Here is a 15,178-nt window from a genome sequence, read left to right on the forward strand (position 1 = left end):
ATTTCTTACAAGCGTCGAAATATTTGCACCGCGCCGATGTTTCTTATGCTGATGACAGCAACACCAGGATCCCCGATGCCCCCGGCTGCGCTGGTCTCCCTGGCGACGTCGGTGCCTCCCCACGTGTTTTTGCAAGAGGACGTGCTGACGGCGGCATGGGATGTCTTCGGCGCCCGCTTTCCCGAATTCGAACGGTTCTCAAGCATTTTCTCGAATACCGGCATAGTCAAGCGTCACGGCGTCAAGCCATTCGACTGGTATCTCGAACGACGAGGCTGGCCCGAACGCACCGAGGCCTTTCTCGAGGGAGCCGAAGCGCTATTTGTCGATGTCGCCGAGAAGGCGCTGGCGGGCGCGCAACTTGCTGGCGGCGATGTCGACACTGTCGTGACCGTCTCTTCCACGGGAATCGCGACACCAAGTCTCGAGGCGCGCGTTGCTCGCCGGATGGGCTTCCGGTCCGACACGATGCGTGTACCGGTGTTTGGTCTTGGCTGTGCGGGCGGGGTTTCGGGTCTATCGATTGCGTCGCGCCTCGCCCAAGCGCGCCCTGGCACCAACGTGCTGCTGGTCACGATCGAGCTCTGCTCACTCGCACTTCGCCTGGACGAACTTACCAAAGCCAACATCGTCGCCGTCAGCCTGTTTGGCGACGGCGCTGCTGCAATCGTGTTGCGCGCGGGCGATGGCGGTGCGACGCAGATCGAGGCTGCCGGCGAACACCTTTGGCCGGATACGCTTGGCATCATGGGATGGAGTGTCGATCCGGAAGGATTCGGCGTCATCTTTCGCCGCACCATACCTGACTTCGTCACGAGGCATTTCAACTCCGCCGTGACCGAAATTCTCTCCAGAATGCGTCTTTCAGTGGAAGACATTGACCGGTTCATCTGCCATCCCGGCGGCGCGAAGGTGATCTGTGCATTGGAAGGCGCGCTCGCGCTCGACCAAGGAACGCTTTCCCATGAACGACAGATTATCGCCGACTTTGGTAACATGTCGTCACCCACTGTATTGTTCGTGCTTGAGCAGGCTCGCGCGATAGGGCTGCCGGCGCGCTCACTGTTGACGGCGCTCGGACCCGGCTTCACCGCGAGCTGTGTCACGCTACGGCACACTGCGTGACGTTTGCTGAACTCATTCTCGGCGCCATCACGCTGCAACGCGTCGGCGAGCTCGTCATTTCGCGCGCTAACACTCGAAAGCTCCTGGCCCGCGGCGCCGTCGAGGTGGCCCCCCGGCATTATCCGTTGATCATCACGGTTCATGCCGCCTGGCTGTTGTCGCTGTGGGTGTTCGGCCGCGACCAACCGGTGAATGTCGTTGCCCTGGCCGGCTATCTTATCCTTCAGTGCCTTCGCTTCTGGGTCATCTGGACGCTCGGCTCACGATGGACGACGCGGATTATTGTTCTGCCCGAACAGCCGCTCGTGTCAGCGGGACCCTATCGATTTCTGTCGCATCCCAACTATGCCGTGGTTGCCGGCGAGATCGCCGTGCTCCCTTTGGTTCTGGGTCTGCCGCTGCTGGCCATCGTCTTCACCATCCTCAACGCCGCGGTTCTCGCGATCCGCATACGGGCCGAAAACCTCGCCCTCGCCGCATCCCGTGAGACATTATGCGTGGCGCATAATGACTGAACGGGTTACCGAGCCGAGTGCAGCTACGTGGCTTGGCTTCGTCCTGATGTGCCTCGGCATGTTCATGGCGATCCTCGACATTCAGGTCGTCGCCACTTCGCTACCCACGATCCAGAGTACACTCGCCATATCGCGAGAGGCGATGAGCTGGATTCAAACCGCGTATCTGATCGCCGAGATCATCGCCATTCCACTGACCGGGTGGCTTACGCGCTTTCTGACGCTGCGATGGCTGTTCGTTATTGCGATCAGCCTCTTTACCCTTGCCTCCATCGGCTGCGCGTTCAGCAGCAGTTTTACGACGCTTGTCAGCTTCCGCGTGCTTCAGGGTTTCGCTGGCGGCGTGCTGATTCCGGCGGTTTTTTCGGCTGTCTTTCTGCTGTTTCCGATCCGTTTGCATCCCGTTGCCACCACCATGGCCGGCATTATGGCCGTGCTGGCACCCACGGTCGGGCCGGTGGTCGGTGGCTGGATCACCGACACCTGGTCCTGGCATTGGCTGTTTCTGATCAATGTCGCTCCTGGGGTGGTCGCCGCACTCGCCACGCCAATGCTGCTGCCGCGCGAACGACTCCGGCTTTCTGATCTGGCTACTCTCGACGTGCCGTCTCTCGGACTTCTTGCGGTTTCGCTTGCATGCCTGGAGATCGGTCTGAAGGAAGGCCCGCAACGCGGGTGGCTTTCTCCATTCTGCTCCATCCTGATCGTCTTGAGTGCTGCCGCGGCAACCGTCTTCGCCATCCGAACACTCAGGGCCGCGCATCCGGTGGTCGAACTGTCGACATTTAGATCGCGCTCGTTTGCGATCGGTTGCGCATTGAGCTTCTTCCTCGGAGTTGGATTGTTCGGCTCGGTCTATCTCATGCCGGTCTTCCTCGCCTATGTTCGACATCATGACGCATTTGAAATCGGCACGATCATGCTCGTCACCGGCGTTGCGCAGCTTGCCACCGCGCCGATTGCGGGCCTGCTGGAAAGCAGGTTTGATCCCCGTTGGTTGTCGGCGGCGGGGTTTGGTCTGTTCGCGATCGGGCTGGGTTGCAGTGCATTCGAGAGCCGTGTCGCCGACTTCCAAGAAATGTTCTGGCCGCAAGTCTTGCGCGGCGTTGCGATCATGTTTTGCCTGCTGCCTCCGACCCGGCTGGCGTTGGGTTCGCTGACCGCATCACGGGTACCCGACGCAAGCGGCCTGTTTAACCTGATGCGAAACCTCGGGGGCGCAATCGGCATCGCGCTGATCGATACGATCCTTTACGGACGCACCGGCGGGCACGCCGACGCTTTGCGAGAGCGCCTGATTGCGGGCGATGTGACTGCGGCTCAGGCGATCGGGCTTGACGTCACGCTGTTTACCCACCGCCCTCCGCAGGTCTCCGATGCCACGGTTGAAGCCTATCTGCGTCCCATGGTCGAAAAGGCCGCGTTCGCGCTCAGCGCCAACGAAGCCTGGGCCCTCCTCGCTTGCGTGGCGCTGCTCGGACTGTTGCTCATTCCGTTCGCGGCCGGTCCCCTGGAAGGCACTGATGAGAATTCTGGTGATGGCGCACTCAATTGAGTGGTGAATAGAGATCGCAATTGCCGCGACGCCCCGCCCAACCAGCGAAGTTCGGCGCGGTTCGCTTAGCTATCTGAGGAAGGCCGCACTGACCGAGGGACTCGTCGTGACCTGAGACAGTAGGTGTCCGCCCCACCAAACAAAAATGGCCCGCGTGATGCGGGCCATTTTCGTATCGGAACCGGTAAAGTCCGAACTTGGTTGCGGGGATAGGATTTGAACCTATGACCTTCAGGTTATGAGCCTGACGAGCTACCGGGCTGCTCCACCCCGCGTTAAACCGTTGCGCGCCTTCGCCGAAATGCCGGGGACGGTGAATGAGGGCCGGCGCTATTCGCGTGGCTTGCTCTCGCGTCCCAAAGGCTTCCTTGGAAGGCAACCCCGGGGCAAAGCCCCTCGGGTGCGAGGCGTATGTACCAACCCGGGCTGCCTTTGGAAAGGGCCGCGGGGACGTTTTTTTCGACTTTATGACAGTGAGTTGGGCCGATTTCCGGCCCGTTTGGTGCGCTCTTGCCAGAAGTTCCACAAAGGGCCAGCTTGCGGCAACAAAACGTGGGGGGCCAACGCCATTTTCGGGAGGAACGCCATGGACCAGCCCCTGGATAAGTCCCCGGCGGGCGCCCCGCTTCGGGCCCTCAACGAGGCCTTCCACGCCATGGTTGCGCGGGCGCGCGCCGAGCCTGCACCTGACCTGGCCGAGCGGCTCGACCGGCTGGCGCGGCTGCGCACTGTTGTCGCCGACAACGAGGAACGTTTCCGGCAGGCGATCTCGGCCGATTTCGGCCACCGCTCGGCCGTCGAGACCACCATCGCCGAGACGATGCTGGTGTTCTCCGAGATCCGGCATGCGACCAAGCACCTGAAGAGCTGGATGGCGCCGCAGCGCGTGGCCACCGCGCTGCAATTCCTGCCGGCGCGCAACCGCCTAATCCCGCAGCCGCTCGGCGTGGTCGGCATCATCGCGCCCTGGAATTATCCGCTCCAGCTCACGCTTGCGCCCGCGATCGGCGCGATCGCCGCCGGCAACCGGGTCATCATCAAGCCAAGCGAACTCTCGCCGCACTTCTCAGTGCTGCTGAAGGAGACGGTGGCCGCGAAATTCGATGCCACCGAGCTACTGGTGACAGGCGTCGAGGACGAAATCGCAAAAGCCTTCGCACACCTCCCCTTCGATCATCTCGTCTTCACCGGCTCGACCCGGGTCGGCCGGCTGGTAGCGGAGGCCGCCGGGCGCAATCTCACGCCCTTGACGCTCGAGCTTGGCGGCAAGTCGCCGGCGATCATCGACGCCTCCGCCGATCTCGAGGAGGCGGCCGAGCGCATCGCCTACGGAAAGCTGCTCAATGCCGGGCAGACCTGCATCGCACCGGACTATGTGCTGGTGCCCGAGCGCTCGTTGCAGGCCTTCGCCGAAAAAGTACGCGCGCAGATGCGGCGCATGTTCGGCACCGATCCCGCCAACAAGGACTACACCTCCGTCATCTCCGACCGGCACTACGCGCGGCTGGAACATCTCGTCGCGGACGCCGCCCAGCGCGGCGCAAAGATTTTGCAACCGGCGAAGGCGGACGATCCGAACTGGAAAGCACACCGCAAATTCCCGCCGACGCTGATCGTCGGTGCGACCGAAGCAATGGCGGTGATGCAGGAGGAGATTTTCGGCCCCGTTTTGCCGGTGCTGGGCTATCGCGATCCGGCGGAGGCGATCGCTTTCGTCAACGCCCGCGACCGGCCGCTGGCGCTCTACTGGTTCGGCAAGGATCGCGCCGCCCGCGACGAGGTGCTGTCGCGCACGATCTCCGGCGGCGTCACCGTCAACGACTGCCTGTTCCACTTCGCGCAAGCCAACCAGCCGATGGGCGGCGTCGGCGCGTCCGGCACCGGCGCCTATCACGGCGAATGGGGTTTTCGCACGTTCAGCAAACTGAAGCCGGTGTTTTATCGCTCCAAGTTCAACCGCCTCGCCGACCTCTATCCGCCCTATGGCGGCAAGATCGCGCGGCTGGAGAAGTTGATGCGGTTCATGTCGTAGCTTTCAGTCATTGCGAGCGAAGCGAAGCAATCCAGAATCCCGCCGCGGGGACAGTCTGGATTGCTTCGCTTCACTCGCAATGACGAGAGGAAAATGCAGAGGGGGGGGGAAACATCAGTGACTGACACATTCGACTTCGTCGTCGTGGGCGCGGGCTCCGGCGGCTGCGCGGTGGCGGGGCGGCTGTCGGAGGATGCGGCGACGTCCGTGGCGCTGCTCGATGCCGGCGGGCGGAACGACAATTGGCGGATCACCACGCCATTCGGGCTCGCTTTGCCATACAGCGCGGCCAACTGGGCCTTCGATACTGTACCGCAGACGGGATTGAACGGCCGCATCGGCTATCAACCGCGCGGCAAGGGCCTCGGCGGCTCCTCGGCGATCAACGCCATGGTCTATATCCGCGGCCACAAATCGGACTACGACCACTGGGCCTCGCTCGGCAATGCCGGCTGGTCGTACGCCGACGTGCTGCCCTATTTCAAGCGCTCGGAGAACAATTCTGATTTCGACGGCGAGTATCATGGCAAGGGCGGCCCGCTGCATGTCAACAGACTGCGCTCGGACAATCCGATCCATGACGTGTTCCACCAGGCCGCGCGCGAAGCGCAGTTCCGCATCCGCGAGGACTTCAACGGCGAGGACCATGAAGGGCTCGGCAGCTACCAGGTGACGCAGCACCATGGCGAGCGCTGGAGCGCGGCACGCGCCTATCTGCATCCCCACATGGACAAGCGCACGAATCTGCGCGTCGAGACGGGAGCGCAAGCCACGAAGATCCTGTTCGAAGGCGGGCGCGCGGTCGGCATCGAATATGTGCAGGGCAAGCAGACCAAGCAGCTGCGCGCCCGCCGCGAGGTGATCCTCGCCGGCGGCGCCTTCCAGTCACCGCAATTGCTGATGCTGTCGGGTGTCGGCGATGGCGATGCGCTTCGTACGCACGGCCTCGGCGTCACGCATCATCTGTCGGGCGTCGGGCGCAATCTGCAGGACCATCCGGATTTCGTGTTCGTCTACGCTTCCGACTATCCGCACTTCGTTCATTCATCGCTCGGCCGGTTGCCATCCCTGCTCCGCGCGATCCAGCGGTATCGCCGGGAGCGACGCGGCCTGATGACCACCAATTTCGCCGAGTGTGGCGGCTTCCTGAAGACCAGCCCCGACCTCGATGTGCCAGACATCCAGCTGCACTTCGTCATCGCGATGCTCGACGACCACGGCCGCAAGAAGCACAAGGAGGCGGGCTTCTCCTGCCATGTCTGCCTGCTCAGACCGAAGAGCCGCGGCAGCGTAGGGCTGAAAAGCGCCGATCCGCTCGCTGCACCCATGATCGATCCGAACTTTCTGGGCGAGGCGGAAGATCTCGAGTCGATGGTCGCGGGCTTCAAGACCACGCGGCGGCTGATGGAGACGCCTGCGCTGCGCGCGCTGCAGAAGAAGGACATGTTCACGTCCGATGTGAGAACGGACGACGACATCCGCGCCATCCTGCGCAATCGCGTCGACACCGTCTATCACCCCGTCGGCACCTGCAAGATGGGCACCGATGCGATGGCCGTGGTCGATCCGAAACTGAAGGTGCACGGCATCGAGGGCTTGCGCATCGTCGACGCCTCGATCATGCCGACGCTGATCGGTGGCAACACCAACGCGCCGACCATCATGATCGGGGAGAAGGCGGCGGATATGATCAGGGGGGAGATGCGGACAAACTAGCGGTGCGGCACGAACGGGACTTTTCGAGCTGCAACCGGCCAGGATAGACTGCTCATCTAGCCCGGAGAAGTTGATGCCCGCCGCTGCCTCGGAGTTTTGCCTGACATGACGCGTGGACGACGGGTCGGACTTGCGGCAGCGATCGCGCTGGCGCTTTTCGTTGCCTATGAGGTGATATCGTCGTTCGTCGCCTTCACCGACGACGCCTATGTTCAGTCCGATCTGGTCGCGCTCGCGCCTCAGGTGACTGGGCGCATCATTGCCGTACATATCGCCGACAATCAGGATGTGGCCGAGGGCGACCTGCTTGCCAGCATCGATCCCGTACCTTTCCAGTTGGCCCTGGATCAGCGGCGTGCCGATCTTGCCGAGGCCCGCGCGCAGATCGCCTCCGACCAGCACCGGATCGCATCGGCACGGGACGCGTTGGCGGCGGCGAGCTCGGCCGCGGATTTTGCGAGCGAAAACGAAAAGCGCCTGACGACGCTCGCCTCGGCCCAGGATGTCTCCCGCGTCGCCCTCGACCAGGCGAGCGATACGCTGCGACGCGCGAATGCGGCACGCGACGCCGCACAGGAGTCGGTCGCGGCGACGGAGGCCACGCTATCCATGCATCAAGCGAGCCACGCCCGCGCCAATTCGGCGCTGGCGCTCGCAGAATGGCAGCTCGCCCGCACCAAGCTGGTCGCACCAACCAGCGGCACGGTCACGTCGCTCAGCCTGCGCGTGGGCGACACTGCACAGGCCGATGTGCCGCTGATCGGCATCGTCGATGCCCGCGCCTGGCGCATCGTCGCCAACTTCAAGGAAAGCTACATCCGCGGCTTTGCCGTCGGCAGCACGGCCTGGGTGTCGCTGGACTCAAATCCCTGGCATCTACGCCGTGCCAAGGTGACCGGCATTGCTCGTGGCATCAGCCGCGAACCCGTGCCCAATCGCCTCCTCAACTACGTGGCGCCGACCACTGACTGGATCCGCCTCAAGCGCCGCTTTCCGGTGACGCTGACGCTGGTCGATCCGCCACCCGACCTGAGACTCTATATGGGTGCCGACGCCAGGGTGGTCGTGCTGCCATGAGCGGGGCCGCGACGAGAGCGATCTCTGCATTGCGGCGGGAGTTGCTGGAGATCGATCTGGCCGGCCCACGCGGCCATCATTGCAGCCGAGTTGCACTGGCCGTCACGCTGGCCGTGATCGTGGCGCTTGTGCTGCGGGTGGACGCACCATGGTGGGCGGCGATCAGTGCCTTCGTCTCGACGCAGGTGACGGCGCCCTCTTCCTTGCGTCGCGGCGCCCTGCGCATCGTCGGTACGGCGATCGGTTCCGCTGCAGGCCTGCTCTTGAGCCCGTGGCTGATCGAGGACCAGGTTGCACTGAGCCTCGCACTGTTCGTCGCAAGCAGCATCGGCGTGCTCGGCCTGCAAGTCAGTCGCCACGGCTATGCCTGGCTGCTCGGCGCCGTCACAGCCGACATGGTGCTGCTCGCAACGCTCGACGATCCGACCTCGGCGCTGTCAGTCGCCTGCAACCGTACTGCCGAGGTGACGATCGGCACTCTCGCCGCCATTCTGGTCTCGCACCTGCTGTCGCCGCGCGAGGATCATGCGCCGCCACGTCCGCGGGCGCCGGGCTGGTCCGACCTTCTCGGCGCGCAATGGGCCTCGACCCAGCACGCAATGCGCGCGGGCCTTGGTGTGATGCTGGTGCCGCTGGCATGGAGCTGGCTGCAATTGCCGAGCTTCTCGCAGGCCGCAATCACGGTCGCGGCCGTGATGGCCGTGCCGGCAATATCCGACGACGATGCTGCGAATCGCGAGAAGATCGCGGTCCGTAGCACGCATCGCATCCTCGGCTGCCTGATCGGCGGCCTCGCCGGCCTCGCGGTGCTGATCGCCTCGTTCGAAAACTTCCTGCCCTGGCTTGCCGCGCTTGCCATCGGGGTCTGGGTCGGTGCGCATGTCCAGGCGAGCGCGCGCGATATCGGCTATGTCGGGACACAGGGCGCGGTCGTCTTCATCATGACGATGGTGCAGGGATCAGGGCCGCCGTCCAGCATCATTCCCGGCATCGAGCGCCTTGCCGGTATCACCGGCGGGCTGCTGATCGTCGAGATCGTGGCTATCCTGCTAACGCCCTCGGCTAGGAACGCGGAAACAAGATAATGCGGTAGCTCTTCTCCCTCTCCCCGTTCTTACGGGGAGTGGGTTGGGGTGAAGGGCTATCTCGGCAAAAACGGTGATAGCTGGACTCGCGGAGACTCCCTCTCACCCGGAATTTGCTCTCGCAAACTCCGGCCTCTCCCCGCTTGCGGGGAGAGGCGAAGTCGGGCTCAATTCAGCAGGAAACCACCATCGACGGTGATGACACTCCCCGTCATATATCGCGACGCCTTCGAGGCCAGCAGCAAAATCGCGCCGTCGAGATCGGACTCGGCGCCGACGCGGCGCTGCGGGATGCGCTTGGTCAGGCGTTCGCCCGGCGGAGTGGACCAGAAGGCGTGATTCATTTCCGTGTCGATATAGCCGGGCGCCAGCGCGTTGATGCGGATGTTCTGGCCTGCGAGCTCCAGCGCCATCGCCCTGGTTGCCTGGAGGATGCCGGCCTTGGAGATCGCATAGGGCGACACCGCCTTCAGCACGCCGGTGCCGAGCACGGAAGCGATGTTGACGATGTTGCCTTCCTGCTTGCGCGCGATCATGCGGCGCGCGACTTCGGTCGCGAGGAAATAAGCGCCTTTCAGATTGGCGCCGATCACGGCGTCCCAATCGGCTTCGGTCTGCTCGGTCGCGAGCTTCTCGATGGCGATGCCGGCATTGTTGATCAGCACCGTGATCGGACCGAGCGCGGCTTCCGTGGCATCCACGGCCTTGGCGATCGATGACATGTCAGTGACGTCGAGCGCGACCGCGGCAGCGCGGCCGCCCTTGCCGCGGATCTCCTCCTCCAGGCTCTTCAGCTTGTCGGTCTGCCGCGCGGCGAGCGCGACGGCCGCGCCATGGTCCGCCAGAACCCGGGCAAATTGCCGCCCCAGCCCCTGGCTCGCGCCCGTCACTAGGATGGTTTCTTGACTGACGTCGAATAAGTCTGACATGACGCTTGCCTTGAGTGTTTTCCCTGAGCTTTGGAGCCACCAATACAGACGATTTTAACGATCTGAAACCGGAATGATCGGTCCGGCGTTCATTCGTTCCATCGACGCAAGCGTTCCATCGAGGCAGGCCTGACGCTCATGAACAATTTCGATCTCGCGGTTTATGTGGCACTCGTCGTCGCGATCGGCTTCGGTTTCAGGACTGGCCTGCTCGGCAGCGCCATGACCATCCTCGCCTATCTCCTGGCCGCTCCCATCGCCGTCGGACTGATGCCGCTGATCGTGCCGCAGGTCGCGAGCAATCCGAACGCGCCGCTGCTGCAAAACTGGATCTGGTTCTTCGGCATCTTCGTGGTCGTCGGCATGCTCCTTGGTTATATCGGCCGCCTCGCGCTGAACGACACGATACGCGAAGCCGGGATCGGCGACCGGCTCGCCGGCGCCGCACTCGGCGCCGTCAGGGTCGGCCTCGTCGCCACCACCCTGGTGCTGGTGTTCGACCAGATCGTGCCGGCCAACCGCCAGCCGCCGTTCCTCGCCGGTTCGCATCTGCGGCCGCTATTCTCGGCGGCCGGCAAGATGGGCTTCAAGACATTGCCGCCGGAGGCCGCCGCCGCGATCGACCGCCTCAAGCAGGAACGGCGCATCTAGCTTATTGTCTGGGCATGATCTTTTCGGAAAACCGCTGCACACTTTTCCGGATCATGCCCGCACATTTGCATCGCCGCGCGACCGCGCCATGCATTTTGACGCGGCCCCCTCCCTTATCAGCGGCGCCACGATTGGCTAGAGTGCGGCCCGTCTAAAACCTGCCTGACATTACGGGAGTGAAACAGTGGATCTTGGGATCAAAGGTCGCCGCGCCATCGTCTGCGCATCCAGCAAGGGCCTCGGCCGCGCCTGCGCCATCTCGCTGGCGGAAGCCGGCGTTGACGTCACGCTGACCGCGCGCGGCGCCGAAGCCCTGAAGAAGACGGCCGACGACATCCGCAAGGCGTATCCTGGCGTGAAGGTCACCGAGATCGTCGGCGACATCACGACGCCTGCCGGCCGCGAGGCCGTGCTGAAGGCCTGCCCAGAGCCGGACATCTTGATCAACAATGCCGGCGGCCCGCCGCCCGGCGATTTCCGCAATTGGACCCGCGACGACTGGATCAAGGCGATCGACGCCAACATGCTCACGCCCATCGAGCTGATCAAGTCGACCGTCGACGGCATGATGGCGCGCAAGTTCGGCCGCATCGTCAACATCACCTCGGCGGCGGTGAAGGCGCCGATCGACATCCTCGGTCTCTCCAACGGCGCGCGCGCCGGCCTCACCGGCTTCATCGCCGGCCTGTCGCGCAAGACCGTGATCAACAACGTCACCATCAACGGCCTGTTGCCGGGTCCGTTCGAGACCGACCGCCTGACCGGCACCGCGAAGGCCGAGGCCGACAAGCGCGGCACGACGCCGGAGCAGATCCTGGCCGAGCGAGCAAAACTCAACCCGGCCGGCCGCTTCGGCCAGCCTGACGAGTTCGGCTATGCCTGCGCCTTCCTCTGCGGCGCCAAGGCCGGCTTCATCACGGGCCAGAATATCTTGCTCGACGGCGGCGCCTTCCCCGGAACGCTGTGAGAGCAGTCTGGTACGAGCAAACAGGACCGGCGGCGGATGTCCTCACCTATGGTGAGATGGCGACGCCGGTCGCTGGCCCAGGCGAAGTTCGCATTCGCCTGGAGGCCTCCGGCGTCAATCCGGCCGATGTCGGCCGGCGCGGCGGCAGCTATCGCGCGATGGAATTTTCGCGCGTCATTCCGAACAGCGACGGCGCGGGTTTCGTCGACCAGATCGGCGACGGCGTAACGCGCTTCAGGGTCGGCGACCGGGTCTGGCTGTTCAACGGCCAGCGCAACGGCCGCGCCTTCGGCACGGCGGCCGAATATATCGCGCTCGCCGAGCAGCTGGTGACGCCGCTGCCGGATCATCTTTCCTTTGCGGAAGGCGCAACGCTCGGCATCCCCGCGATGACCGCATGGTGCAGCCTGTTTGCGGATGGGCCGATCGTCGGCAAGACCGTGCTCGTCACCGGCGGCGCCGGCGCGGTTGGCCATTATGCCGTGCAGCTCGCCAAATGGGGCGGCGCGCAGGTGATCGCGACAGTCAGCTCGGCGATGAAGGGCGAGCAGGCCCGGCGCGCGGGCGCCGATCTCGTGGTCAATTACAGGGACGAGGACGTCGTCGCCAAGGCGATGGCGTTCACCGGCGGACGTGGTGTCGATCGCGTGGTCGATGTCGATTTCGGCGGCAACATCGCGACCACGTTGAAGCTGATGGCGCTCAATTCGACGATCGCCGTCTACGCCACCAACGGCAACCGCACACCCACGGTGCCGATGCGCGAACTGATGGAGAAGTGCATCACGCTCCGGACGCTGGTGCTGTTCGCGCTGCCGCCGGCGCTGCTCGCGGCGGCGCAGGCCGACATCACGAAATGGCTGGCGGCAGGGCCGCGCATTCACAACGTCGCGGCGCAGTTCGCGCTATCGGATACCGCGCAGGCGCATCTCGCGGTCGAGAAGGGTGACAAGCTCGGCACAGTGATCGTCGACTGCGCGCGATGACGACTTAGGATACCGGCGTGGTCCGCTCGTCGGTCCAGTCGATGCCGAGTTCGTCCATGCCATCGGCGAGCAGATCGCCCAGCATCGGCTCGCCCAGCAGATATTGCACCGTTTCACGACGCGGGTTCTTGTATTCACCGCGCGCCTCGGCGGCGCGGGCACGCAGATCGTCCCACTCCTCCACTTCGCCGTCGCCGCGGCCGAGCCACATCATCGTGACGAGGTCGAGCTGCTCGTCCTCGTTCAGCGCGCGGATGAAACCGGAGAGCTCGGCTGCGACCGGGTCGGAATTGGTGTCCTCGAGCACGTCGATCTCGTCATCATCAGAGGGATTGGAGCCCGAGTCAGGGTCGGACGCCGCCTCCTTGACGTCGAATTCGCGGGCCTTCTCGATGATGAAGGCGACCTTCTCGGCGGAAATAGCAAGCTCTGGCATCGTCGCTCTCTCTGGCTGTCTCGGGGTTCCCCCGATAACGCAACATCGCGACAGATGATCCATTGCGTTCGACGGCGGAAGGCCGCATCTTTCGCGAAAGCAAGAAAATTGGGATCGCCGCATGCCGTGGACCGTGGGCAAGGTCAAAATCACCAAGATCGTGGAAATGGAGACGGTCGGCTCGACCCGCTTCATCCTGCCGGCCGCGACCAATGACGAGATCCAGAAGCTGCCTTGGCTGATCCCGCATTTCGCCACCGAGGAGGGCCGGCTGAAAATGTCGATCCACTCGCTGGTGGTGGAGACGCCGACGCGCCGCATCGTGGTCGACACTGGCCTTGGCAACGACAAGCAGGGCCGCGGTGTCCCGGTCTGGAATAACCGCAGCACGCCGTTTCTGGAGACCATGACGGCGGCGGGCTTTCCCCCTGACAGCATCGACACCGTGCTGTGCACGCATTTGCATGTCGACCATGTCGGCTGGAATACAAAGCTCGTCGATGGCAAATGGGTGCCGACTTTCCCCAGGGCGCGCTACCTGTTCGGCAAGACCGAGTATGAATATTGGCGCGACTATACGGCCGAGCCGGACAAGGTCGCGGTGTTCAACGATTCCGTGAAGCCGGTCGTCGATGCGGGCCTGACCGAGTTGATCCCGAGCGATCACCGGCTCTGCGAGGAGATCAGCGTGATCCCGACCCCCGGCCACAGCCCCGGGCATATGAGCGTCCTGATCGAGTCCGGCGGCGAACAAGGGTTGCTCAGCGGCGACGTCGCCCATCACCCCTGCCAGATGGCGCATCTCGACTGGTGCTCGGTCGTCGACACCGATACGCGCCCAATCGGCCGCGTCGCGGCACAAGGTGTTCTCGCGCTTTGCCGATACCCCGACGCTGGTGATCGGCGGCCATTTCTCGGCCGGGCACATCAAGCGGGACGGGGATGCGTTCAAATTTGTGGCGCTGCAATCGTAGGGTGGGCAAAGCCACCGGGTCGCGCGAATGCGCGCCCGATGACAGGCTCCGCGTGCCCACCATACCGGGCCATCAAAAAGAATTGGTGGGCACGGCGCTCCGCGCCTTTGCCCACCCTACAAAGGAAGGGCTGCAATGCGCCCCACTTTGAGCGGTTGAATTTCCCGCCGCCCTGTTCCATGAAGCTATTTAACCGATCGGTCCATCTCCAGGGAGAAACGAGAATGAAGCTTGTTCGTTATGGCGAAAAGGGTGCGGAAAAGCCCGGCCTGATCGACAAATCCGGCCAATTGCGCGATCTGTCGGCGCATGTGAAGGACCTGACCGGCGAGGCCTATTCGCCTGATATCCTGAAGAAGCTGGCGGGCCTTGACCCGGCCTCCCTGCCCGCCGTCTCCGGCAAGCCGCGCTTCGGCGCGCCCGTCACCGGCATCTCGAAATTCGTCGCAATCGGCCTCAACTATAGCGACCACGCCAAGGAAACCGGCGCTGCTATCCCGACCGAGCCGATCATCTTCATGAAGGCCAACACCTCGCTGTCCGGCCCGAACGATGCGGTCGAGAAGCCGCGCGGCTCGACCAAGCTCGATTGGGAAGTCGAGATCGCCGCCATCATCGGCACCCGCGCCAAGTATGTCTCGGAAGCCGATGCGCTGAACTACGTCGCCGGCTATTGCGTCTGCAACGACGTCTCCGAGCGCGCCTTCCAGACCGAGCGCCTGGGTCAGTGGACCAAGGGCAAGTCACACGACACCTTCGGCCCGGTCGGCCCGTGGCTCGCCACCAAGGACGAGATCAAGGACGTGCAGAACCTGTCGATGTGGCTCGACGTCAACGGCCAGCGCCGCCAGACCGGCTCGACCCAGACCATGATCTTCTCCATGGCCAAATGCGTCTCCTACGTCTCGCAGTTCATGACCTTGCTGCCGGGCGACATCATCACCACCGGCACCCCGCCCGGCGTCGGTCTCGGCATGAAGCCGCCGACCTTCCTCAATGTCGGCGATGTCGTCACGCTCGGCATCGAAGGCCTCGGCGAGCAGCGCCAGGAGATCGTCGCGGCGTAAGCCGTGATCAGCACACTCGTCGTCATGCCCGGGCTTGTCCCGGGCATCCACGTCTCGCAGTCT

13 protein-coding genes, 1 tRNA gene and 1 pseudogene are annotated in these 15,178 nt (G+C 63.9%); 12 read left to right on the forward strand and 3 right to left on the reverse strand.

From position 1 onward, the window contains the following. Positions 1-75 precede the first annotated feature (75 nt). From HAP41_RS42060 to HAP41_RS42070, 3 genes are read left to right on the forward strand one after another with little or no spacing between them, the layout of a single operon-like run. Positions 76-1,125 carry a type III polyketide synthase gene (locus tag HAP41_RS42060; RefSeq protein WP_166078155.1) on the forward strand — a complete coding sequence of 350 codons (1,050 nt, stop codon included), beginning with the start codon at positions 76-78 and terminating at the stop codon, positions 1,123-1,125. Continuing rightward, a complete protein-coding gene (locus HAP41_RS42065; RefSeq protein WP_166078151.1) occupies positions 1,122-1,640 on the forward strand; it encodes an isoprenylcysteine carboxyl methyltransferase family protein in 519 nt (172 codons plus the stop codon). The genes HAP41_RS42060 and HAP41_RS42065 overlap by 4 nt, the downstream gene beginning before the upstream one ends. Next, entirely contained in the window at positions 1,633-3,195 is a 1,563-nt protein-coding gene (locus HAP41_RS42070) for a DHA2 family efflux MFS transporter permease subunit (protein ID WP_224580596.1), read from the forward strand. Before HAP41_RS42065 ends, HAP41_RS42070 begins: the two co-directional genes overlap by 8 nt. A 198-nt stretch (positions 3,196-3,393) precedes the next feature. Here HAP41_RS42070 and HAP41_RS42075 read toward each other — a convergent pair. Further along, positions 3,394-3,470, reverse strand: a tRNA-Met gene (locus HAP41_RS42075). A gap of 311 nt (positions 3,471-3,781) precedes the next feature. Between HAP41_RS42075 and HAP41_RS42080 the strand changes: the two genes are divergently transcribed. From HAP41_RS42080 to HAP41_RS42095, 4 genes are all read left to right on the forward strand, one after another. Next, a complete protein-coding gene (locus HAP41_RS42080; RefSeq protein ID WP_166078128.1) occupies positions 3,782-5,227 on the forward strand; it encodes a coniferyl aldehyde dehydrogenase in 1,446 nt (481 codons plus the stop codon). Positions 5,228-5,344: 117 nt separating this feature from the next. Next, positions 5,345-6,943 carry a GMC family oxidoreductase gene (locus tag HAP41_RS42085; RefSeq protein WP_176400476.1) on the forward strand — a complete coding sequence of 533 codons (1,599 nt, stop codon included), beginning with the start codon at positions 5,345-5,347 and terminating at the stop codon, positions 6,941-6,943. A gap of 105 nt (positions 6,944-7,048) precedes the next feature. Beyond that, the gene (locus tag HAP41_RS42090; protein WP_166105447.1) at positions 7,049-8,020 is read left to right on the forward strand and encodes an HlyD family secretion protein; all 972 of its coding nucleotides are present in this window, start codon (positions 7,049-7,051) and stop codon (positions 8,018-8,020) included. Next, positions 8,017-9,105: an FUSC family protein gene (locus HAP41_RS42095; protein WP_166078112.1), complete on the forward strand. Its 1,089-nt coding sequence runs from the start codon at positions 8,017-8,019 to the stop codon at positions 9,103-9,105. Before HAP41_RS42090 ends, HAP41_RS42095 begins: the two co-directional genes overlap by 4 nt. A gap of 167 nt (positions 9,106-9,272) precedes the next feature. On the opposite strand, the gene HAP41_RS42100 is transcribed toward HAP41_RS42095, so the two are convergent. Beyond that, entirely contained in the window at positions 9,273-10,034 is a 762-nt protein-coding gene (locus HAP41_RS42100) for an SDR family oxidoreductase (protein WP_071916812.1), read from the reverse strand. Between the two features lie 138 nt (positions 10,035-10,172). Here HAP41_RS42100 and HAP41_RS42105 point away from each other — a divergent pair, with 138 nt between their 5' ends. The 3 genes from HAP41_RS42105 (at position 10,173) to HAP41_RS42115 (ending at position 12,638) form a co-directional block, all read left to right on the forward strand. Next, on the forward strand, positions 10,173-10,685 hold the full coding sequence (locus tag HAP41_RS42105; protein ID WP_166078088.1) for a CvpA family protein: 513 nt from the start codon (positions 10,173-10,175) through the stop codon (positions 10,683-10,685). Between the two features lie 184 nt (positions 10,686-10,869). After that, entirely contained in the window at positions 10,870-11,652 is a 783-nt protein-coding gene (locus tag HAP41_RS42110) for an SDR family oxidoreductase (protein ID WP_014498394.1), read from the forward strand. Beyond that, the gene (locus tag HAP41_RS42115; protein ID WP_166078068.1) at positions 11,649-12,638 is read left to right on the forward strand and encodes an NADPH:quinone reductase; all 990 of its coding nucleotides are present in this window, start codon (positions 11,649-11,651) and stop codon (positions 12,636-12,638) included. The genes HAP41_RS42110 and HAP41_RS42115 overlap by 4 nt, the downstream gene beginning before the upstream one ends. 4 nt (positions 12,639-12,642) lie before the next feature. Here HAP41_RS42115 and HAP41_RS42120 read toward each other — a convergent pair whose 3' ends face one another. Further along, positions 12,643-13,074: a DUF3775 domain-containing protein gene (locus HAP41_RS42120; RefSeq protein WP_028149244.1), complete on the reverse strand. Its 432-nt coding sequence runs from the start codon at positions 13,072-13,074 to the stop codon at positions 12,643-12,645. Positions 13,075-13,195: 121 nt separating this feature from the next. On the opposite strand from HAP41_RS42120, the pseudogene HAP41_RS42125 reads away from it, so the two are divergent. Next, positions 13,196-14,048: pseudogene (locus HAP41_RS42125) on the forward strand (MBL fold metallo-hydrolase). 224 nt (positions 14,049-14,272) lie between these two features. Further along, positions 14,273-15,115, forward strand: coding sequence for a fumarylacetoacetate hydrolase family protein (locus HAP41_RS42130; RefSeq protein ID WP_166078056.1), 843 nt, complete (start codon positions 14,273-14,275; stop codon positions 15,113-15,115). The last annotated feature ends 63 nt before the right edge of the window (positions 15,116-15,178 follow it).

This window comes from Bradyrhizobium barranii subsp. apii (assembly GCF_011516635.5).
Lineage (GTDB): Bacteria > Pseudomonadota > Alphaproteobacteria > Rhizobiales > Xanthobacteraceae > Bradyrhizobium > Bradyrhizobium barranii.